The organism is Rhizobium bangladeshense (assembly GCF_001662075.1).
GTDB classification, from domain to species: domain Bacteria; phylum Pseudomonadota; class Alphaproteobacteria; order Rhizobiales; family Rhizobiaceae; genus Rhizobium; species Rhizobium bangladeshense_B.
In genome coordinates, this window is sequence record NZ_LYPL01000003.1 from 30,968 (window position 1) to 48,295 (window position 17,328).

General features: G+C 60.5%; 15 protein-coding genes. 4 read left to right on the forward strand and 11 right to left on the reverse strand.

Annotation, left to right across the window (positions count from 1 at the left end; all coding sequences use genetic code 11):
• Window positions 1–12 precede the first annotated feature (12 nt).
• The 3 genes from A7X77_RS07695 to A7X77_RS07705 are packed head-to-tail and all read left to right on the forward strand — an operon-like array spanning window position 13 to window position 1,724.
• The gene (locus A7X77_RS07695; protein ID WP_064682378.1) at window positions 13–795 is read left to right on the forward strand and encodes an adenosylcobinamide-GDP ribazoletransferase; all 783 of its coding nucleotides are present in this window, start codon (window positions 13–15) and stop codon (window positions 793–795) included.
• Between the two features lie 18 nt (window positions 796–813).
• Window positions 814–1,023: a DUF1289 domain-containing protein gene (locus A7X77_RS07700; RefSeq protein ID WP_064682379.1), complete on the forward strand. Its 210-nt coding sequence runs from the start codon at window positions 814–816 to the stop codon at window positions 1,021–1,023.
• Window positions 1,023–1,724 carry a TIGR02281 family clan AA aspartic protease gene (locus A7X77_RS07705; RefSeq protein ID WP_064682380.1) on the forward strand — a complete coding sequence of 234 codons (702 nt, stop codon included), beginning with the start codon at window positions 1,023–1,025 and terminating at the stop codon, window positions 1,722–1,724. The genes A7X77_RS07700 and A7X77_RS07705 overlap by 1 nt, the downstream gene beginning before the upstream one ends.
• A gap of 9 nt (window positions 1,725–1,733) precedes the next feature.
• On the opposite strand, the gene A7X77_RS07710 is transcribed toward A7X77_RS07705, so the two are convergent.
• A complete protein-coding gene (locus tag A7X77_RS07710) occupies window positions 1,734–3,002 on the reverse strand; it encodes an MFS transporter (RefSeq protein ID WP_064682381.1) in 1,269 nt (422 codons plus the stop codon).
• A gap of 351 nt (window positions 3,003–3,353) precedes the next feature.
• Between A7X77_RS07710 and A7X77_RS07715 the strand changes: the two genes are divergently transcribed.
• A complete protein-coding gene (locus tag A7X77_RS07715; protein WP_064682382.1) occupies window positions 3,354–3,791 on the forward strand; it encodes an EamA family transporter in 438 nt (145 codons plus the stop codon).
• Window positions 3,792–4,298: 507 nt separating this feature from the next.
• On the opposite strand, the gene A7X77_RS07720 is transcribed toward A7X77_RS07715, so the two are convergent.
• The 10 genes from A7X77_RS07720 to A7X77_RS07765 form a co-directional block, all read right to left on the reverse strand.
• A complete protein-coding gene (locus tag A7X77_RS07720) occupies window positions 4,299–5,060 on the reverse strand; it encodes an ABC transporter permease (protein WP_064682383.1) in 762 nt (253 codons plus the stop codon).
• Window positions 5,057–5,983 carry an ABC transporter ATP-binding protein gene (locus A7X77_RS07725; RefSeq protein ID WP_064682384.1) on the reverse strand — a complete coding sequence of 309 codons (927 nt, stop codon included), beginning with the start codon at window positions 5,981–5,983 and terminating at the stop codon, window positions 5,057–5,059. Before A7X77_RS07725 ends, A7X77_RS07720 begins: the two co-directional genes overlap by 4 nt.
• Window positions 5,984–6,459: 476 nt before the next feature.
• The gene (locus tag A7X77_RS07730; protein WP_064682385.1) at window positions 6,460–8,073 is read right to left on the reverse strand and encodes a glycoside hydrolase family 43 protein; all 1,614 of its coding nucleotides are present in this window, start codon (window positions 8,071–8,073) and stop codon (window positions 6,460–6,462) included.
• Between the two features lie 242 nt (window positions 8,074–8,315).
• Window positions 8,316–9,347 carry an L-glyceraldehyde 3-phosphate reductase gene (gene mgrA, locus A7X77_RS07735; RefSeq protein WP_064682386.1) on the reverse strand — a complete coding sequence of 344 codons (1,032 nt, stop codon included), beginning with the start codon at window positions 9,345–9,347 and terminating at the stop codon, window positions 8,316–8,318.
• Window positions 9,348–9,661: 314 nt separating this feature from the next.
• Window positions 9,662–10,795: a Gfo/Idh/MocA family protein gene (locus tag A7X77_RS07740; RefSeq protein ID WP_064682387.1), complete on the reverse strand. Its 1,134-nt coding sequence runs from the start codon at window positions 10,793–10,795 to the stop codon at window positions 9,662–9,664.
• A gap of 8 nt (window positions 10,796–10,803) precedes the next feature.
• Window positions 10,804–11,565, reverse strand: a complete 762-nt coding sequence (locus A7X77_RS07745) for a sugar phosphate isomerase/epimerase family protein (RefSeq protein ID WP_064682388.1) — start codon at window positions 11,563–11,565, stop codon at window positions 10,804–10,806.
• A 39-nt stretch (window positions 11,566–11,604) separates the two neighbouring features.
• Window positions 11,605–14,064 (reverse strand): beta-mannosidase, encoded by a 2,460-nt coding sequence (locus A7X77_RS07750; RefSeq protein ID WP_064682389.1) that lies wholly within the window; start codon window positions 14,062–14,064, stop codon window positions 11,605–11,607.
• Window positions 14,065–14,342: 278 nt separating this feature from the next.
• The gene (locus tag A7X77_RS07755; RefSeq protein ID WP_064682390.1) at window positions 14,343–15,449 is read right to left on the reverse strand and encodes an ABC transporter ATP-binding protein; all 1,107 of its coding nucleotides are present in this window, start codon (window positions 15,447–15,449) and stop codon (window positions 14,343–14,345) included.
• A gap of 4 nt (window positions 15,450–15,453) precedes the next feature.
• A complete protein-coding gene (locus A7X77_RS07760; protein ID WP_064682391.1) occupies window positions 15,454–16,398 on the reverse strand; it encodes a carbohydrate ABC transporter permease in 945 nt (314 codons plus the stop codon).
• On the reverse strand, window positions 16,391–17,296 hold the full coding sequence (locus A7X77_RS07765) for a carbohydrate ABC transporter permease (protein ID WP_064682392.1): 906 nt from the start codon (window positions 17,294–17,296) through the stop codon (window positions 16,391–16,393). The genes A7X77_RS07760 and A7X77_RS07765 overlap by 8 nt, the downstream gene beginning before the upstream one ends.
• Between the last annotated feature and the right edge of the window lie 32 nt (window positions 17,297–17,328).

The following is a 17,328-nucleotide window of genomic DNA, read 5'->3' on the forward strand; positions in this document are numbered from 1 at the left end:
GAACGAAACAGAATGAAGATCAAGGATTATGCGGTCGATACCGCCCGCGCCGTCGCCTTCCTCAGCCGCCTTCCCATGCCGCCAGCGCTGTTCAACGGCTATGACGGCAGGCTCGGCCGCCTGGTGCGCGCCATTCCCTTCGCCGGCCTTCTCATCGGCTTTGTCCCAGCCCTCGCCCTTCTCCTTCTTTTAGGCCTGCGCGCCGATCCACTGGTGGCCGCACTGGTCGCACTTGCCGTCCAGGCTCTTGTCACCGGCGCGCTGCACGAAGATGGCTTGGCCGATACGGCCGACGGCATCGGCGGCGGCAAGAGCCGCGAACAGAGCCTCAGCATCATGAAGGACAGCCGGATCGGCACTTATGGCGCAATCGCACTCATTCTCTCCTTCGCGATCCGCGCAGCAGCGCTTGCCGCCATTGTCCGCCATTCCTCGCTACTCGCAGCAGTCCTTGCCATTCCCGCCGTCGCGGCGCTGAGCCGCGGCGCGATCGTCTGGCATTGGCAGCGGCTGCCGCCGGCAAAGGCCGATGGCGTGGCGGCCTCCAACGGTCAGCCGGATGAGGCGGCGATGCATTTTGCGCTCGTCTCGGCCGGTCTTCTCGCCGCGCTTCTGATCTGGCCGGCCTTCGGCCTGCAGCCGCTCGTCGCCAGCCTGCTCGCCACCGGCGTCGCAGGATTTGCCTGCACCGTCTTCATTCGCCGCCGGCTTGCCGGCCACACCGGCGACACGCTGGGGGCAACGCAGCAGATTTGCGAAATCGCCACTTTTTGCGCACTTGCCACGGCTCTTTGAAACTCCGATATATCTTCCATGCAAACACCCTGCATTCATGTCTGCTCCATGGTTTCAGCCACCGGTTTTTGCGCCGGATGCGGCCGCACTCTTGAGGAAATCGGTGGCTGGATGACCTATACCGATGCCGAGCGCGGCGGGATCATGGCGCTGCTGCCGGCGAGGCTCGCAGCCGCCACTAGGAGCCGCATGAAAACAAGCCTCGCGGCGCGGCCGGAGCAGCCCTGATGATCCGTTTGACTGTCCTCCTCGTCGTGATTGGCATCGGCCTTGCCGTGCTGATCCTCAACAATGACGGCAGCCGCATCCTCGGCCTGCAAAGCGACGATTTCGGCCGCTTCGTTTACCTGCTGCCGATCGCGCTGATGTTGTCGGCCGGTATCTGGGGAAGCCGGCGCAGCGTCGGTGAAACCATACGCCAGATGATGATCTGGCTGGTGATCATCCTGGCACTCATCACCGTCTATCTTTATCGCCAGGAAGCACTCGGAGTCGGCAATCGACTGCTCGCCGGCCTCGTTCCCGGCCGCGCCGTCGTCGTCACGACGAGCGAGGGTGGCAGGGAAATCATCCTGCACAAGCTGTTGAACGGCCATTTCGAGGCTGACGTCAATGTCAATGGCCGACCGGTCGAGATGCTTGTCGACACCGGCTCCAGCATGGTGGCGCTCTCGCACGAGGATGCCGAACGCATCGGCATCGATCTCACCGGCCTCACCTACTCGATGACGGTCATGACCGCCAACGGCCGCAGCCGCGCAGCCCCGATCACGCTCGACCAGGTGGCGATCGGTCCGATCGTCCGCAACAACGTCGCCGCCAGCGTCGCCGAGGATGGCCGGCTCGACCAGAGCCTGCTCGGCATGAGCTTCCTGGAAACGCTGGGCTCCATGCAGATGCAGACCGACGAATTGCGCCTGCGGGATTGAACCGGCGGCTTAATTTATCCCCGATCCGCTTTCTGATCGCTCTCGATGAGGAACGTCGACAAAAGCTGCGAAAAGCGCTGCCAACAAAGCAAGCAACGCCGATGTCAGCAACATCGCGTATAGCGTCGGAATCGCGCCGGCCTCCCGGAGAAACAGTCCGGCGATCGTAGCGATCAGCGCTCCGCCGGCGATCGACATGGCAGCGGCAAGGCCGGCAGCGGTGCCGGCGAAATGGGCACGAACCGACATCACCCCTAGATTGGCGGCGGGAAAGGTCAAGCCATTGCCGATGCCGATAAACATGCAGGGTCCGAAAAACTCCAGGACATGTGTGACGCCCGACATCGACAGGATCAGCCCCAGCGACAGACCCATGCAGGTCGTTACGCGCGCAATAATGAGCGTGATGCCGAGCGGTTTTCCCGCCAATCGGGCAGCGAGATAGCTGCCCAGAATGAACCCTGCGGGAACCATTCCCATGAACAAGCCCAGCTTTGCGCTCGATCCGCCGAGCAGTGAACCGACGGCTAAAGATGCCCCTCCGAGAAAGATATAAAGTGTGCCGGTCGAGCAGGCCATGCACAGCGTATACGCCCAGAACCGCGACGAACCCAGAAGCTGCCGATAGCAGGCAAGGTAATTGCCTCTCGGTCTCGACGCATGTCCGGCGGTTTCCTTCAGCTCGCGCATGGAAATCGCAAGGATGGCTGCGCCAAGCAGCGCAAGAGCAACGAAGATCGCCCGCCACCCAAACGCTTCGTCCAGAACGCCGCCGAAACTCGGACCGAGCATCGGGGCGATTGCCCAACCCATGGCGGCGTAGCCGATCCTGTTGGCAGCCTGGCCCTCGCCCGCCGTCTCCTTGATGACGACAAGAGCGACGCAGAAACAGGCCGCGATCGACGCTTGCATCACGCGAAACAACAGGAAAATGCCGATATTGGGAGCGAGCGCGCAGCCGATCGAAGCAATGATGAAAATCGAAACGGCGATCAGCGCGACCGGCCGGCGCCCGTAGCGATCCGACATCGCGCCGGCGACAATTTCCGCCAGGGCGTTGATGATGGCATAGCCCGCAATCGAAAGATTGACGAGGGCGAAATCGGCCTGAAACGTGACTGCGATGTTTGGCAGCGCCGGCAGATATATGTTGACCGGCAACACCGAAAGCGCCGTGAGCAGCAGGAGGGTCGTGCGTCGGGGTGCGGCGGTCGAAGCCGTGGCCGTCTTCTCGGTCAGGCGGCTGCCGGAAGTCTGAACGATATTATCGCGTGGCATGGTCTTGCCCGTCTTGTCAGCGAGGTTTCTGGAGTCTGACGGGGCGAGGCGCAAATTCAGGGCACAAAAAAAGCCCCGTCAGGAGCTTGATTTACCGCGCATGGGGCTGATCGCCGGATGGTTACACCATCCTGCCCATGCGCCCTATCACCACGACAAAAACCATTGCGATCTTCATAACCGATACAACTAGAAAGGAATCAGCACCTCGTCAACTCGCCATTCAGAGAGATTCCACTTTATTGCGGCAGCCCGATCTGCCACCTTCAACCGCAAAACAACAAGACCACAAAGAGCAAAAAGAAACTCCTAGTCTGGTGGCCCGCATGTCCGACCGGCTGGAGTTTCGCGATGAATTCAATCTGGCCGATCATCGTCGGCGGCGTCCTGCCCGCCATTTTCTGGGGCATCACCGCCATCTTCCAAAAGCAAAGCGCGGTCGCCGCCACCGGCTCCGCCATCTATTTGATCGCCTTCGGCACCGCCTGCGCTCTCGCCGGCCTTATCGCCGCACTGACTGGGCGCCCTGCCCCCTGGACCGCCGAAGGTCTGGGTTTTGCCGCTACCGCAGGGGCCTGCTTCGCCGTGGGCACCGGCCTTATCAGCTTCGCGCTCTTCACTTATGGCGTGCCGGTCTCCAAACTCGCCCCGATCTGGAGCTGCAACGTGCTGGTGACGCTCGCCATTGGTGCGCTTTTCCTCGGCGAAGCCGCCGAGGTCGACACACTCAAACTGGTCGCCGGCACCCTCCTCATTCTGTCGGGGGCTCTGCTCGTCAGCAGCGCTTGACGGACATCAGTAAGCGATTAGCACCTCGCCGATCCTACGGCGCGGCTTCCAAACCAATGGAGTCACGATAGAAACCCTCTCCCCAGAAAAGATCTCGATCATAGCCCGACGGTCCGGCAAGTCGATCGATGATCGCAAATTCTGAAAGGAGCAGGGTTCGGCCGAGCAATAACGCGTAACTCACTATGCGCCCTCGAGCCGGAATGCACGGTTATACTGAGTTCAATGTTGGGCTCGTTGTGCTCGGCGAGCTGGCAGGCGCTGTCGGGAACGCATGACGACTCGCCGAAGGAGGGCTCTTTTCCCTTCATCATCACGGCGTAGGTGACGTGAATGGAATGGACGATTTCCTCTCCTGACAAGCTTTCCTGCGGGGCTGAGCAAAACATCGTCGCGGCTGTGGAGCATCCAAGCACATTGCGGCTGACCATCTCTTATCCCCCATGACCGATGACGTCATGGCTGGCAATCTTCATGTTGAAATTGCGACGCTTCTCCAGCGCCGGATCAATTGCGCAGCCGGTAACCGGTCTTGAAGATCCAGCCGAGCGTGCCGAGGCAGATTGCCAGGAACACCGTGATCATCGCCAGGCTGGTCGCCGGATTGACATCGGCGATCCCGTAGAAGCTCCAGCGGAATCCGCTGACGAGATAGAGGACCGGATTGAAGTGGCTGACTGCCTGCCAGAAGGGCGGCAGCATGTTGATCGAGTAGAAGCTGCCGCCGAGGAAGGTCAGGGGCGGCACCACCAGCATCGGAATAAGGTTCAGCTGCTCGAAATTGCCGGCCCAGATGCCGATCATGAAGCCGAACAGGCTGAAGGTGACGGCCGTCAGCAGGAAGAACAGGATCATCATGAAGGGATGCTCGATCCTGACGTCGACAAAGAGATTGGCGGTCAGCAGGATAATGAAACCGATGATCATACCTTTGGTCGCCGCCGCCCCGACATAACCGAGCAGGATTTCCGTCATCGCCACCGGCGCCGACAGCACCTCGTAGATCGTCCCGGTGAATTTCGGGAAATAGATGCCGAAGGAGCCGTTGCTGATGCATTGGCCGAGCAGCGTCAGCATGATCAGGCCGGGTGTGATGAAGGCGCCGTAGGATACACCCTCCACTTCCTGTATGCGCGAGCCGATCGCCGCGCCGAAGACGATGAAATAGAGGGATGTCGAAATCACCGGCGAGATGACGCTCTGCAGCAGGGTGCGGCGTGTGCGCGCCATCTCGAAGAGATAGATCGATTTGATCGCTTCGACGTTCATTTTGCCGCTCCCACCAGGGCCACGAAGATGTCTTCGAGCGAACTTTGCCGCGTCGAGAGATCCTTGAAATGGATATTGTTCTCGCTCAGCCGGGTGAGCAGGGTCGCGATGCTCTCCTGCTCATTATCGGCATCGAAATCATAGGTCAGCCGGCAGCCTTCGGCTTCCAGCGTCAATCCGTTGCCGGCAAAACAGTCCGGCAGCCGCTCGAGCGGTTCGGTGAGATCGAGGATGAGCTGCTTGCGGCCAAGCTTCGCCATCAGCGCCGCCTTGTCCTCGACGAGCAGCAATTGCCCGCCATTGATGACGCCGACCCGGTCGGCAATCTCCTCGGCCTCTTCGATGTAATGTGTTGTCAGGATGATGGTGACACCGGAAGCCCGCAGCTGCTCGACGACATTCCACATATCCTTGCGCAGCGTCACGTCGACGCCGGCGGTCGGCTCGTCGAGGAAAAGGATCTCCGGTTCATGGGAGAGCGCCTTGGCGATCAGCACGCGGCGCTTCATACCACCGGAGAGCTGACGCAGCATATTGTCCTTCTTGTCCCAGAGCGAAAGGGCGCGAAGCACCTTCTCGATATGGGCGGGATCGGCTTTCTTGCCGTGCAGCCCGCGCGAAAAGCTCACCGTGTTGAACACCGTCTCGAACTGATCGGTGGTCAGTTCCTGCGGCACAAGCCCGATCATGGAACGCGTTGCGCGGAAATCCTTGACGACGTCATGGCCGGCGACCAGCACCTGCCCGCCGCTCGGATTGGCGATACCGCAGATGATCGAGATCAGCGTCGTCTTGCCCGCGCCATTTGGTCCGAGCAGCGCCAGGATCTCGCCCTTCTCCACGTCGAGGTTGATGCCCTTCAGGGCCTCGAACCCATTGGCATAGGTCTTGGTTAGGTTCTGAACGGAAATAATGGGGGCCATGCGGAACTCTTAAGGATTCTCGAAGTATTTCGGCCCGCTATATAGTTCGTCTGTGACGGTTTGACATCCTTCGGTAACGTGAACACTGCATTCACGCAGCGCCAACACCGTCACTGACGACGACGAAGTCACTCCCTGGCGACATGACCAAGATGCCGGCTTTTCGGCTTTCACCGCAACGTTCATGCCGGCGAAACGAAAGGTAACGGCCGGTTTGGAATGTCATCATCCGGTGATCTTGATGCCCGATAAGAGAGGCGAGGCAAGCACCGGCATCCGCCCCGCCGCCCATCCCTTCGCGGAGCCGTCCTTCGGCGTTCTCGTTGCGCCCTTTACCGCTGCCTCGGGTTGTAGTGAAAGTTATTGTTCAGTCACGAAGTGTTTGGAACCGGCGAGTATCCCTGTCCAGCCGCGTTCGTCTCAGCCGGCCCCGGGCCGGCTTTCTTTTTATCGGTTCCGAGTAGCCGCGGTCGCCCTCACAACTCTTCATAATTAAACCAATCAAAATCCGCGACCTTCCCCCGCCCGGACGTATCGAAGGCAAACAGGCCGGCGAAAGCGCCGGTGAACGAGCCGTGTTCGCCGCGTCCACCCTCGTCGGAGATCATCCCGGCGTCCAGCACCGGGCCGATCGGCTGCCAGGCGCCCTTGCCTTCGGTCTGCCAGAAGAACTGCAGGTCGTTCTCGCGAATCTCCATGGCGAGCTGGACGCGGCCCTCTGCGGCGATCGCCACCCCGCTTTCAGCCGGAAAGATCAGGCGTCCGTTCGGATAGTCGCCATTGCAGGAAAGGATGGTGACGCAGCGGCCGAGTGTTTCGTGGAGCGTGACGGCGAGTGCGTGGAACTTGTGGCGGTTATAATAATGCGTCAGTCCGGCAACCTGCTGGTAGGTGTCGGGAGAGAACTCGATCACGGTCTCGGCGCGGAAGCTGTGATGCTCCTGCCGGCGGGCGACCAACGCCTGTTCGAACCAGGAACCGATGCTTTCGCGCCCGATCAACCGGAGATGACCGGGACGGTCCGTCAGGTTGACGATACGCTGCGGCTCGGGCGTGCGTAGCCACTGGAAGTCAGCAGGCAATGCCGTGCCATCGAAGCTATATTCACTACGCATCGGCTTTTCCACCGGCGCAGCACCAAAGAGACCCGGCACATCGACATCAGGCACGCAAGTTCCGTTTTCGAGATAGAGCCAGTCATCGTCGCGCCAGCTGCATTTCTGCAGGCTCGTCTCGCGCCCCAGCGTGCAGCGCCGCTTCGGCGGCAGCGGTCGGCCGCAGAGATGGGTGTGATATGCCTCGCCCTCTGGCGTCTCGACATATTGGCCGTGCCCTGCCCGTTGCAGCACCGCGCCGGGATGATCCTTGGAGGTGATGAGGTGCATGTTCGGATGCATCTCATAAGGCCCTTCGATGCGGCGCGAGCGCGCCATGGTGACGGCGTGATCGTAGCCGGTACCACCCTCGGCGGTCGTCAGATAATACCAGCCGTTCTTCTTAAAGAGATGCGGGCCTTCGACGAGGCCGAGCGGACTGCCGGCAAAGATATTCTTGATCGGTCCCGTCAGCGCCTTCGCTAGCGGGTCCCATTCCTGCAGCAGGATGCCGTCGAAGGCAGGCGATTTCGGCGAGCCGCCATAGCTTTCGGTGCGGTGGTTCCATTGCATGTTGACGAACCACTTGCGGCCGTCATCGTCATGGAAGAGCGAAGGATCGAAGCCGGAGGAGTTGACATAGACGGGGTCGGACCATTGGGCCTCGATCGAGGGAGCGGTCACGATGTAGTTATGCGCATCCTTGAAATTGCCGTCGAAGCGCTTGACGTCGGTATAGACCAGCCAGAATTGCCCGTCGGCATAGGAAAGGCACGGCGCCCAGATGCCGCAGCTATCAGGGTTCCCCCGCATGTCGAGCTGCGACTGGCGTTCCAGTGGCCGGCGCACCAGCGTCCAGTTTACCAGATCGCGCGAATGGTGGATCTGCACGCCCGGATACCATTCGAAGGTCGAGGTGGCGATATAATAATCCGCGCCGACGCGGCAGATCGACGGATCGGGGTTGAACCCGGGCAGGATGGGATTGCGGATCATGGACGACCTCCTCCTAGATTATCGTTGTGGTACGTACGTCAGACGAAGGCGGGAAAATCTTCTCCTCCCTCATCTCTGTCCTTGGGCTTGACCCGAGGGGTGTCACAGAGATCCAGCCAGCCCAAGTCCTTGGGCTGAAAGAACTCTCGCCGCGCAGACGCGCGGCAGCTGGATTCCTGTGACAAGCACAGGAATGAGGGAGTCTAGGGCGACTATGCTGCCACAAACTCCCACTGCCCATGCTACTCCAACTCTGCGGACTCGGCCCAAAGGTTAATATCCGCCTCCCTGGCGTAGACGTCGATCTGCTTCAGCTCGCCTATTGTGAACTCGAGATTGTTGAGTGCGGCAACGCAATCGACGATCTGTGACGAGCGGCTGGCGCCGATCAGCGCCGACGTCACGCGTCCACCACGCAGGACCCAGGCGATCGCCATCTGCGCCAGCGTCTGGCCGCGCCTTTCGGCAATCCCGTTGAGCTTGCCGATATTGTCGATGATAGAGGGACGAATGAAGTCGCGCTTCAGGAAATGGTTCTGGGCTGCGCGGCTGTCGGCCGGAATGCCGCCGAGATACTTCGTCGTCAGCATACCCTGGGCCAGCGGCGAGAACACGATCGAACCCATGCCGACCTCGTCGAGCGTATCGAGTAGTCTGTCGTCCTCGACCCAGCGGTTGAGCATCGAATAGCTCGGCTGATGGATCAGGCACGGCGTGCCGAGATCCTTGAGAATCGCGGCCGCTTCGCGGGTGCGCTGCGAATTGTAGGAGGAGATGCCGACATACAGCGCCCGGCCGGAGCGGACGATATGGTCGAGCGCACCGCAGGTCTCTTCCAGCGGCGTGTCCGGGTCGAAGCGATGCGAATAGAAGATGTCGACATAATCGAGGCCCATGCGCTTCAGGCTCTGGTCGCAGGAGGCGATCAGGTACTTGCGGCTGCCCCACTCGCCGTAAGGTCCCGGCCACATGTCGTAACCCGCCTTCGAGGAGATGATCAGCTGGTCGCGAAGCCCGGAAAATTCGGTGCGCAGGATCTCGCCGAAAGCGGTCTCGGCGCTGCCGGGGGGCGGGCCGTAATTGTTGGCGAGATCGAAATGAGTGATGCCGAGATCGAAGGCTGTGCGGCACATGTCGATCTTGCGGTCATGCGGCGTGTCGCCGCCGAAATTGTGCCAGAGGCCGAGAGAAACGGCCGGCAGCTTCAGGCCGGAACGCCCGACCCGGTTATACTTCATCTTCGAATAGCGGTCTTCGGCCGGCTGCCAGCTCATATGAAGGTCTCCTGAACCTGTCTAAAATTGCTTCCCTTTCGTATCCGTCCTGATCGGCGGCCGAAAGCTAAAATCATCTCCACGGTCATGCTCCGCCTTGTGCCGAGCATCTGCCGTGCTCTCGGCAGCGTACTCGCCTCTTCGGCGAAAGGGCCTCCGCCGTCCAACGTCGTCATCCTCGGGCTTGTCCAGGCTTGTCCCGAGGATCTGCCGTCCTGTCAGTAGATCCTCGGAACAAGCCCTGGGACAAGCCCGGGGATAACGAAAGCGGGGAGCACGCGCGCCGGGCAAAGCGCACCGGCGCAGGTCCTCAATCACTTCAACAACGCCTGTGCCTCTTCAATGCCGAGTGCTGCCGGCTGGGTGCAGGTCGTGGTGAGGTCGATGAAACGGCCCTCCTCGCCTGATTTCAGGATCGAGGTCATGACGTCGACCCCGTGGAGCGTGCGGTCGAGCGAGCAGCGTGCATCGCGGCCTTCGATCAACGCCATCGCCATATCGGCAAGGCCGGCCGTGCGGTAATTGGCACGCGAGCCGCTGGGGCTTTCCTGGTTGATCTTGCCGAAGGGATGCTCCCAGGCCTCGAGCGGCTTGATGTCCTTGTCGCGGCCGCTTGCCTCGACCGTGCCGCCGAAGAAGTTCGGGTCCGGCACGTAGAGCGAACCGTCGGTGCCATAGAGCTCCATGTTGGCATGGCGATGCGACCAGACATCCCAGCTTGCCGAAAGGGTCACCGTGGCGCCGTTGACGAATTCGAGCAGCGCCAGGATCGTCGTCGGCGTTTTGACCGGGATGATCTCGCCATTGCGCGGCTCACTGGTGATGGTGCGCGTCGGCGATGCCATCGAGGTCATGGCGCCAACGCGTTTGACGGGCCCGATCAGGTTGATCAGGTTGGCGATGTAATAAGGGCCGAGATCGAGGATCGGGCCACCGCCTGGCAGGAAGAAGAAATCCGGATTCGGGTGCCACATCTCCATGCCGGGGCTCATGACATAGCAGGCGCCGGACGTTATCCGGCCGATGCCGCCGTCATCGATGAACTTGCGGGCAAGCTGGTGTGCGCCGCCGAGGAAGGTGTCCGGCGCGCAGCCAACGGCGAGATTCTTCGCCTTGGCGATGCGGCGAAGCTCTTCGCCCTGCTCCAGCGAAAGCACCAGCGGTTTTTCCGAATAGACGTGTTTTCCGGCTTCGAGGATCGCCTTCGACACCGGAAAATGCGCATCCGGAATGGTGAGGTTGACGACGACATCGATCTCGTCATTGGCGAGCAGCGCGTCGATCGTCTGGGCCTTCACGCCATATTCCTTGGCGCGGGCCTCGGCGGCCTGCACGTTGATATCGGCGCAGGCCAGCACCTTCAGCCCCTTGAAGAGCGGTGCGAGCGAGAAATAGGTTGTGGAGATGTTGCCGCATCCGATGATGCCGACGCCAAGTTCCCTGGTCATGATGTGCCTCAATAAGTCTGGAAGGATGCAATCGAGCGGCTGATGTTGCGGTCGATGTCATTAGGATTGTCATGTTCGACGACGAAGTGCTTGGCCTTGGTGCCGCGCAGCGCCGCAATCAGCTTGGCCCATTCGACCTTGCCATGGCCGACATCGGCCCAGCCGTCTTCGTCTTTCGCCTCGCCCGCCGGCGCAATGTCCTTGACGTGAACTGCGGTGATGCGCGAGCCGAGCTTCTCGATCCAGGCGAAGGGATCGGCGTCGCCGCGGATGACCCATGCGATATCGGCTTCCCAGGAAATGTCAGGCGCGCCTTCGAAGATGCGCTCGATCGGCAGCGAGCCATCGGTGAGCTTGACGAACTCGAAATCATGGTTGTGCCAGCCGAACTCGTAGCCGGCGTCCTTGTAGGGCTTGCTCATCTCCTGCAGGCGCTTGCCGAAGGCAGTCCAGCCGGCGGCATCGGAGGGGCGTTGGTCAGCGGCCAGATGCGGCGCATAGATCGAATCCATGCCGAGGACCTTGGCGATGTTGAGCGACTTCTGAACTTCCTTCTCCAGGAAATCGGGGCTGAAATGCCCGCTCGCCATGACGAGGCCGTTCTTGTCGAGTTCGGCGCGAAGGTTCTTCAGGCCGGCATCGTCGAGATCGGCATAGATGCCGCCGAAGCCCTCGACTTCTGCATAACCTGCCTTGCCGAGCTTCTCGAAAATCACAGAATAAGGCTGGAAATTGCGCGCGCTGTAGAGCTGGTAACTAAGTTTCGTCATCATATTCTCCTTGGGCCTCGTGCCCATGCTTGGGAAGGATCAATCCGCAGATTGGCAGGAATGCAGGTCGTAGAACCGGAAATCCGGCAACTTGCCGCGCGTAAGCGGTTGTGCCGGAGTGAAGGTAATGCGGCGGCTCTCGCCGGATGCAAGGTCGAAGGCGTTGTCGGAATATTTGCCGCCTGTCTCGCTCTCGATCATCACGAAGAGCGCAAGTCCCTTCGCGGTGACGTTGATGTCGACGGCGCCGCTCGCCTCGATATATTCATGGGTGACCGTCAGCCCCGAAGGCTCGAGCTCCAGCGCCTTATAGGTACCGTTGACGTGGTGTCCCTCGCCGCCCATGCCGTTCGACGCGGTGAAGCGCCAGGCAAGCAGTGTGCCCTCGGCAATATCGGACACATCGATGGTCGCGGCTGTCACCGCCGCATCCGGCGAGCAGACCGCCTGCACGTCTTTCACGTGCTTCCGCTCGCCCTTCATCGTCAGCAACGAGATCGAAAGATCGACGCTGACATCCGCAAGCGTGTCGTTGACCAGCGAGAAGCGGATCGTCTTGCCGTCCTCGGAAGGAATGGCGGCGACTGCCACCGGCTGGAAGAAGCGCTTGACGAGATAATGCATCGCCTTCCAGCGCCCGCCATAATCGAGGCTCGACCACGAGGCGACCGGCCACGTATCGTTGAGCTGCCAGTAGATCGTGCCCATGCAATGGGGTTTGAGCGAGCGCCAGTATTCGACCGCCGTCTTGATCGCCAGTCCCTGCTGGATCTGGGAGAGATAGACGAAGTTCGGGAAATCCTTGGGGAAGCGGAAATAGCGGAACATCGTCCCGGCGATGCGCTCGTTGCCGCCGGCATTCTTCTGGTGCAGCTCCATGACGGGAGAAGCGATATTCATATCCTTCTCCTCGGCATAGGTCCTGATGACAGGCAGCGAGGTATAAGACTGGAAGCCGAATTCCGAACAGAAGCGCGGCCGCACCGAGCGGTAATTGTCGAACGACTTGTTCTCGTGCCAGACCGACCAGTAATGCATGTCACCGGAGCCATCGGCATGCCAGGCATCGCCGAAATCGAGATAGCCGGAAGCCGGGCTCGATGGCCACCAGAGCGCGCCGGGCAGCGCCTTCTTCACTGCCTGCTCGATTGTCCGGTTGAGCCGGTCGTAGGAGACGAGATAGCGGTCGCGATCCTTCCTGGATTCCTCGAACCAAGTCAGCGCCCCGACCAGCTCGTTGTCGCCGCACCAGAGCGCGATCGAGGGATGGGAGGAAAGCCGGCGCACCTGGTAATCGACTTCGATCGCCACATTCTCGAGGAAGTCTTCAGTCGAGGGATAGAGGTTGCAAGCGAACATGAAGTCCTGCCAGACCATCAGGCCCAGCCGGTCGCAGAGATTGTAGAAATGTTCCTGCTCGTAGAAGCCGCCGCCCCAGACTCGGATCATGTTCATGTTGGCGGCTTTCGCCGATTGCAGCAGGTCTTCCGTCTTCTCCGACGAGGAGAGCGAATAGAGGGCATCGGCCGGAATCCAGTTGGCGCCGCGGCAGAAGATCTCGCGGCCATTGACCTTGAAGGCAAAACGGGCGCCTGACGCATCTGGGGTGGTGATCAGCTCTATGGTGCGAAGACCAATCTGCCTCGTCACCACCTCGTCGGATAGTTCGACCGAAAGCGTATAGAGCGCCTGCTCGCCGCTGCCGGACGGCCACCAGAGGCGCGGCGTGTCGATGTGGAAGAGATGGTTGACAATCGTCTCGCCCTTGACCCCGACATCGAGGCGCACGCGCTCGCCGTCGAGATCGAAATAGACCTGGGCGACGCCGGTCTGCTTCGCGTAGAGGCTCGCCGTCACCGTCAGGTCAACGGAACCGTCACTGTTATGCGTCTGGCGGGTGACGACATGTTCGATGCGTGCCGTCTCTAGCTTCTTCAGCGCGATCGTGCCGTAAAGGCCGAAAGGCGCAATGGCGATATTCCAGTCCCATCCGAAATGGCATTGCGGCTTGCGCAGCATATTGCCGTCCGGGATCGGCGAATTGCCTGTGCTGTAGGGAATGTAGAAGGGTTGCTGCTTCTGCCGCTCGGCGCCAACGGCGGGGTTGGAGGCGAAGACAATGCGGATGACGTTGTCGCCGGATTTCAGCATGCTCGAGACGTCAGGCCGGTAGCGCCGGAAGCTGTTGTCGGCTTCGAGCACCAGGAAGCCGTTGACGTAAACGGAGGCAACCGTATCGAGATAGTCGATATCGAGATACCAGTCGCCCTCGGCCTCATGCAGCGTGAAGCTGCGTTCGACCGCCCATTCACGCTGGGCAACCCACTGCACCTTCTCCTCGTTACGGCCGAAATAGGGATCGGGAATCAGCCCGGCCAGGTGAAGCGCCGTATGCACGTCGCCCGGCAGCGTGATCGCTGTCCGGATCTCACCATCGACAGAGGTCAGCTGCCACGAACCGGAAAGGCCGATGCTGATGTTGGTTGATTGCTGCGTCACGATTTCAATTCCGATTTCGAAAAAGGATTGTGGTCTTGAAGGAAGGGCAAATGTCACTGGTCGGTGGCCGTCACCTAGTCGTTCGTCAGAGACGTGTGCTTTTTCTCCTGATCGGCACTCCGCTCTCCGTCATCCTCGGGCTTGACCCGAGGATCTACACCCGCATCCACCTGCAGCAGCGGGCATGGATCCTCGGGTCAAGCCCGAGGATGACGGAGGGCGGGGTTGGCCCTTTCGTCAAACTCGCCCCGGCTAGTAGCCTCAACCCACAGAACCTTCTAAAGACGCAACTCGCTCTCGGCATCGAACACCGAGGCGACCGTCATGTCGAAACTGAGCTTCACCTTGGCGCCGACATTGAAGCGGCGGGCGCCGTTGACGCGGACCGACATCGTGTGACCCGCATGTTTCAACCACAGGAGATTGTCCGCGCCCATCGGCTCCTCGATATCGACGGTCGCGTCATGTTCTTCGCCGCCGGCGTTCTCGTTGACCTTGATGTGCTCGGGACGAACGCCGAGCACCACCTTGCGGCCGGGCTGCAGTGCCTCGTTGGCGTCATAGGCGGCAAGCGAGAAGTTGACGCCGTTGGCCGTAAAGGCGATCCCCTCGCCCGTCTTGACCAGCTCGCCACGCAGGAAATTCATCGACGGCGAGCCGATGAAGCCGGCGACAAAGAGGTTGCGCGGCCGGTTGTAGATCGTCGTCGGATCGTCGAGCTGCTGGATGATGCCGCTCTTCATGATGGCGATACGGTCGGCGAGCGTCAGCGCCTCGATCTGGTCGTGGGTGACGTAGATCATCGTATTCTGCAGCGACTGGTGCAGGCGCTTGATCTCAACGCGCAGCTCCGAGCGAAGCTTGGCGTCGAGATTGGACAGCGGCTCGTCGAACAGGAAGACGTCGACATCGCGCACCAGCGCCCGGCCGATGGCGACGCGTTGGCGCTGGCCGCCGGAAAGCTCGGCCGGTTTGCGCTTCAAGAGCGGCTGGATCTGCAGGATCTCGGCGGCGCGCGCCACGCGCTTGTCGATCTCCGCCTGCGGCACCTTGGCAACGCGAAGACCGAAAGAGAGATTCTTTTCGACGGTCATCTGCGGATAGAGCGCGTAGGACTGGAAGACCATGCCGATGCCGCGGTCCTTCGGCTCCTCCCAAGTGACGTTCTTGCCCTTGATGAAGATCTGGCCTTCCGAGGCGTCGAGCAGGCCGGCTATGCAATTGAGCAAGGTTGACTTGCCGCAGCCGGATGAGCCGAGCAGCACAAGGAATTCGCCGTCGTTGATGTCGAGGTTGAGATCCTTCAGCACGCTGACCGATCCGAAGTTCAGCGACAGATCCCTGATCGAGACGCTCGAATTGGAGACAGTAGAATTCATGTTCATGTGATCACCCCTTCACTGCGCCTGCGGCGATGCCGCGAACGAAAAGCCGGCCGGAGACGAAATAGACGATCAGCGGCACCAGGCCGGTCAGGATCGTCGCTGCCATGTTGACGTTGTATTCCTTCACGCCCTGGACGGAATTGACGATATTGTTGAGCTGCACGGTCATTGGATAGGTATCCGGCCGGGTAAAGACGACGCCAAACAGGAAGTCGTTCCAGATGCCGGTCACCTGCAGGATCATCGCGACGACGAAGATCGGCAGTGACATCGGCAGCATGATCTTCAGGAAGATCTGCCAGAAACCCGCCCCGTCGACACGCGCCGCCTTGAACAGTTCTTCCGGCAGCGACACAAAGTAGTTGCGGAAAAGCAGCGTCAGGATCGGCATGCCGAAGATCGAATGCACGATGACGAGGCCGGTAAGCGTACCGTAAATGCCGATTTCGCGCAGGATGATGACGATCGGATAGATCATCACCTGATAGGGAATGAACGCCCCGATGATGAGGATCGAGAAGAAAAGCTCGGATCCCTTGAAGCGCCAGTTTGCCAGCGCATAGCCGTTCACCGAGGCGATGGCAATCGAGATGATGACCGACGGCACGGTGATGCGCACCGAATTCCAGAAGCCGCGCGACAGGCCATCGCAGTTCAAGCCCGTGCAGGCCTCCGCCCAGGCTTTCACCCAGGGCTCGAAGGTGATTTCCATCGGCGGTGAGAAGATGTTGCCGAGACGGATCTCCGGCATGCCCTTCAGCGACGTCACCACCATCACGTAGAGCGGCAGCAGATAGTAGAGCGCCGCGATGGTCAGCGTACCGTAGAGCATGATGTTGCGCGGCGACAATGCCGGGCGCGGCTTTGGGCCGGTCGGTCCGTCGCCGAGTCTCCCTGAGACGGCATCGATGCCCGCCGCCGTGGTGTTGAGAGTTCCGATATTAGCCACGCTTGCGCCCTCCTCCGAATTCCAGGTAGGCCCACGGAACGATAATGATCGCGACCGTGAGCAGCATCATCGTCGAGGCGGCAAAGCCCTGGCCCAGGTTCTGCGCCTGGAACATGTAGTCATAGACGTATTTCGCCGGCACTTCCGAGGAGATGCCGGGACCGCCAGAAGTCTGCGCCACGACGAGGTCGTAGACTTTGACGATGCCGGAGGCGATGATGACAATCGTCGTGATGAACACAGGCCGCATCATCGGAATGACGATCAGCAGATAGGTCTTCCACATCGGGATGCCGTCGACGCGTGCGGCCTTCCAGATATCCTCGTCGATGCCGCGCAGGCCAGCAAGCATCAGGCACATGACAAGACCCGTTCCCTGCCAGAGTGCGGCGATCAGAATGCCGTAGATGACGATTTCGGGCGTATAGAGCGGATTGAAGGTGAAGCTCGTCCAGCCGAGCGAGCGCACCACCGACTGGACGCCGAAATCCGGGTTGAGGACCCATTGCCAGACAAGACCCGTCACGATGAAGGACAGCGCGAACGGATAGAGAAAAATGGTGCGGAAGGTGTTTTCAAAACGGATCTTCTGATCCATCAGCGCGGCGAGCACGAAACCGATGACCAGGCTGAAGATCAGCGAGAGGATGCCGTAGAGTGCCAGATTTTCGATCGCGGTCACCCAACGGGGTGCCGCCCAGAGGCGCTCATATTGATCGATGCCGACGAAGCTCAACCGCGGGAGGAGCTTGGAATTGGTGAAGGAATAAAAGACCGTCCAGAATGTACCGCCGACAAAGATCACCAACGCCGTCAGGATCATCGGGATAGACGCAATCTTGGCATTCAGATTGCGCAGTAACTTGATTGGCCGGCCGGCTTGCGCTTGACCCGTCATGAACGCTTCTCCTCAAATCGCAACTGCGGCCC

Bases quoted from the DNA above. Each gene is read 5' to 3' on its own strand.
- A7X77_RS07725 (WP_064682384.1), bottom strand. From the start codon at position 5,983: ATGGCCCCCATTATTTCCGTTCAGAACCTAACCAAGACCTATGCCAAT.
- A7X77_RS07710 (WP_064682381.1), bottom strand. From the start codon at position 3,002: ATGCCACGCGATAATATCGTTCAGACTTCCGGCAGCCGCCTGACCGAG.
- A7X77_RS07695 (WP_064682378.1), top strand. From the start codon at position 13: ATGAAGATCAAGGATTATGCGGTCGATACCGCCCGCGCCGTCGCCTTC.
- A7X77_RS07765 (WP_064682392.1), bottom strand. From the start codon at position 17,296: ATGACGGGTCAAGCGCAAGCCGGCCGGCCAATCAAGTTACTGCGCAAT.
- A7X77_RS07730 (WP_064682385.1), bottom strand. From the start codon at position 8,073: ATGATCCGCAATCCCATCCTGCCCGGGTTCAACCCCGATCCGTCGATC.
- A7X77_RS07740 (WP_064682387.1), bottom strand. From the start codon at position 10,795: ATGACCAGGGAACTTGGCGTCGGCATCATCGGATGCGGCAACATCTCC.
- A7X77_RS07705 (WP_064682380.1), top strand. From the start codon at position 1,023: ATGATCCGTTTGACTGTCCTCCTCGTCGTGATTGGCATCGGCCTTGCC.
- A7X77_RS07700 (WP_064682379.1), top strand. From the start codon at position 814: ATGCAAACACCCTGCATTCATGTCTGCTCCATGGTTTCAGCCACCGGT.
- A7X77_RS07720 (WP_064682383.1), bottom strand. From the start codon at position 5,060: ATGAACGTCGAAGCGATCAAATCGATCTATCTCTTCGAGATGGCGCGC.
- A7X77_RS07745 (WP_064682388.1), bottom strand. From the start codon at position 11,565: ATGACGAAACTTAGTTACCAGCTCTACAGCGCGCGCAATTTCCAGCCT.
- A7X77_RS07715 (WP_064682382.1), top strand. From the start codon at position 3,354: ATGAATTCAATCTGGCCGATCATCGTCGGCGGCGTCCTGCCCGCCATT.
- mgrA (WP_064682386.1), bottom strand. From the start codon at position 9,347: ATGAGCTGGCAGCCGGCCGAAGACCGCTATTCGAAGATGAAGTATAAC.
- A7X77_RS07755 (WP_064682390.1), bottom strand. From the start codon at position 15,449: ATGAACATGAATTCTACTGTCTCCAATTCGAGCGTCTCGATCAGGGAT.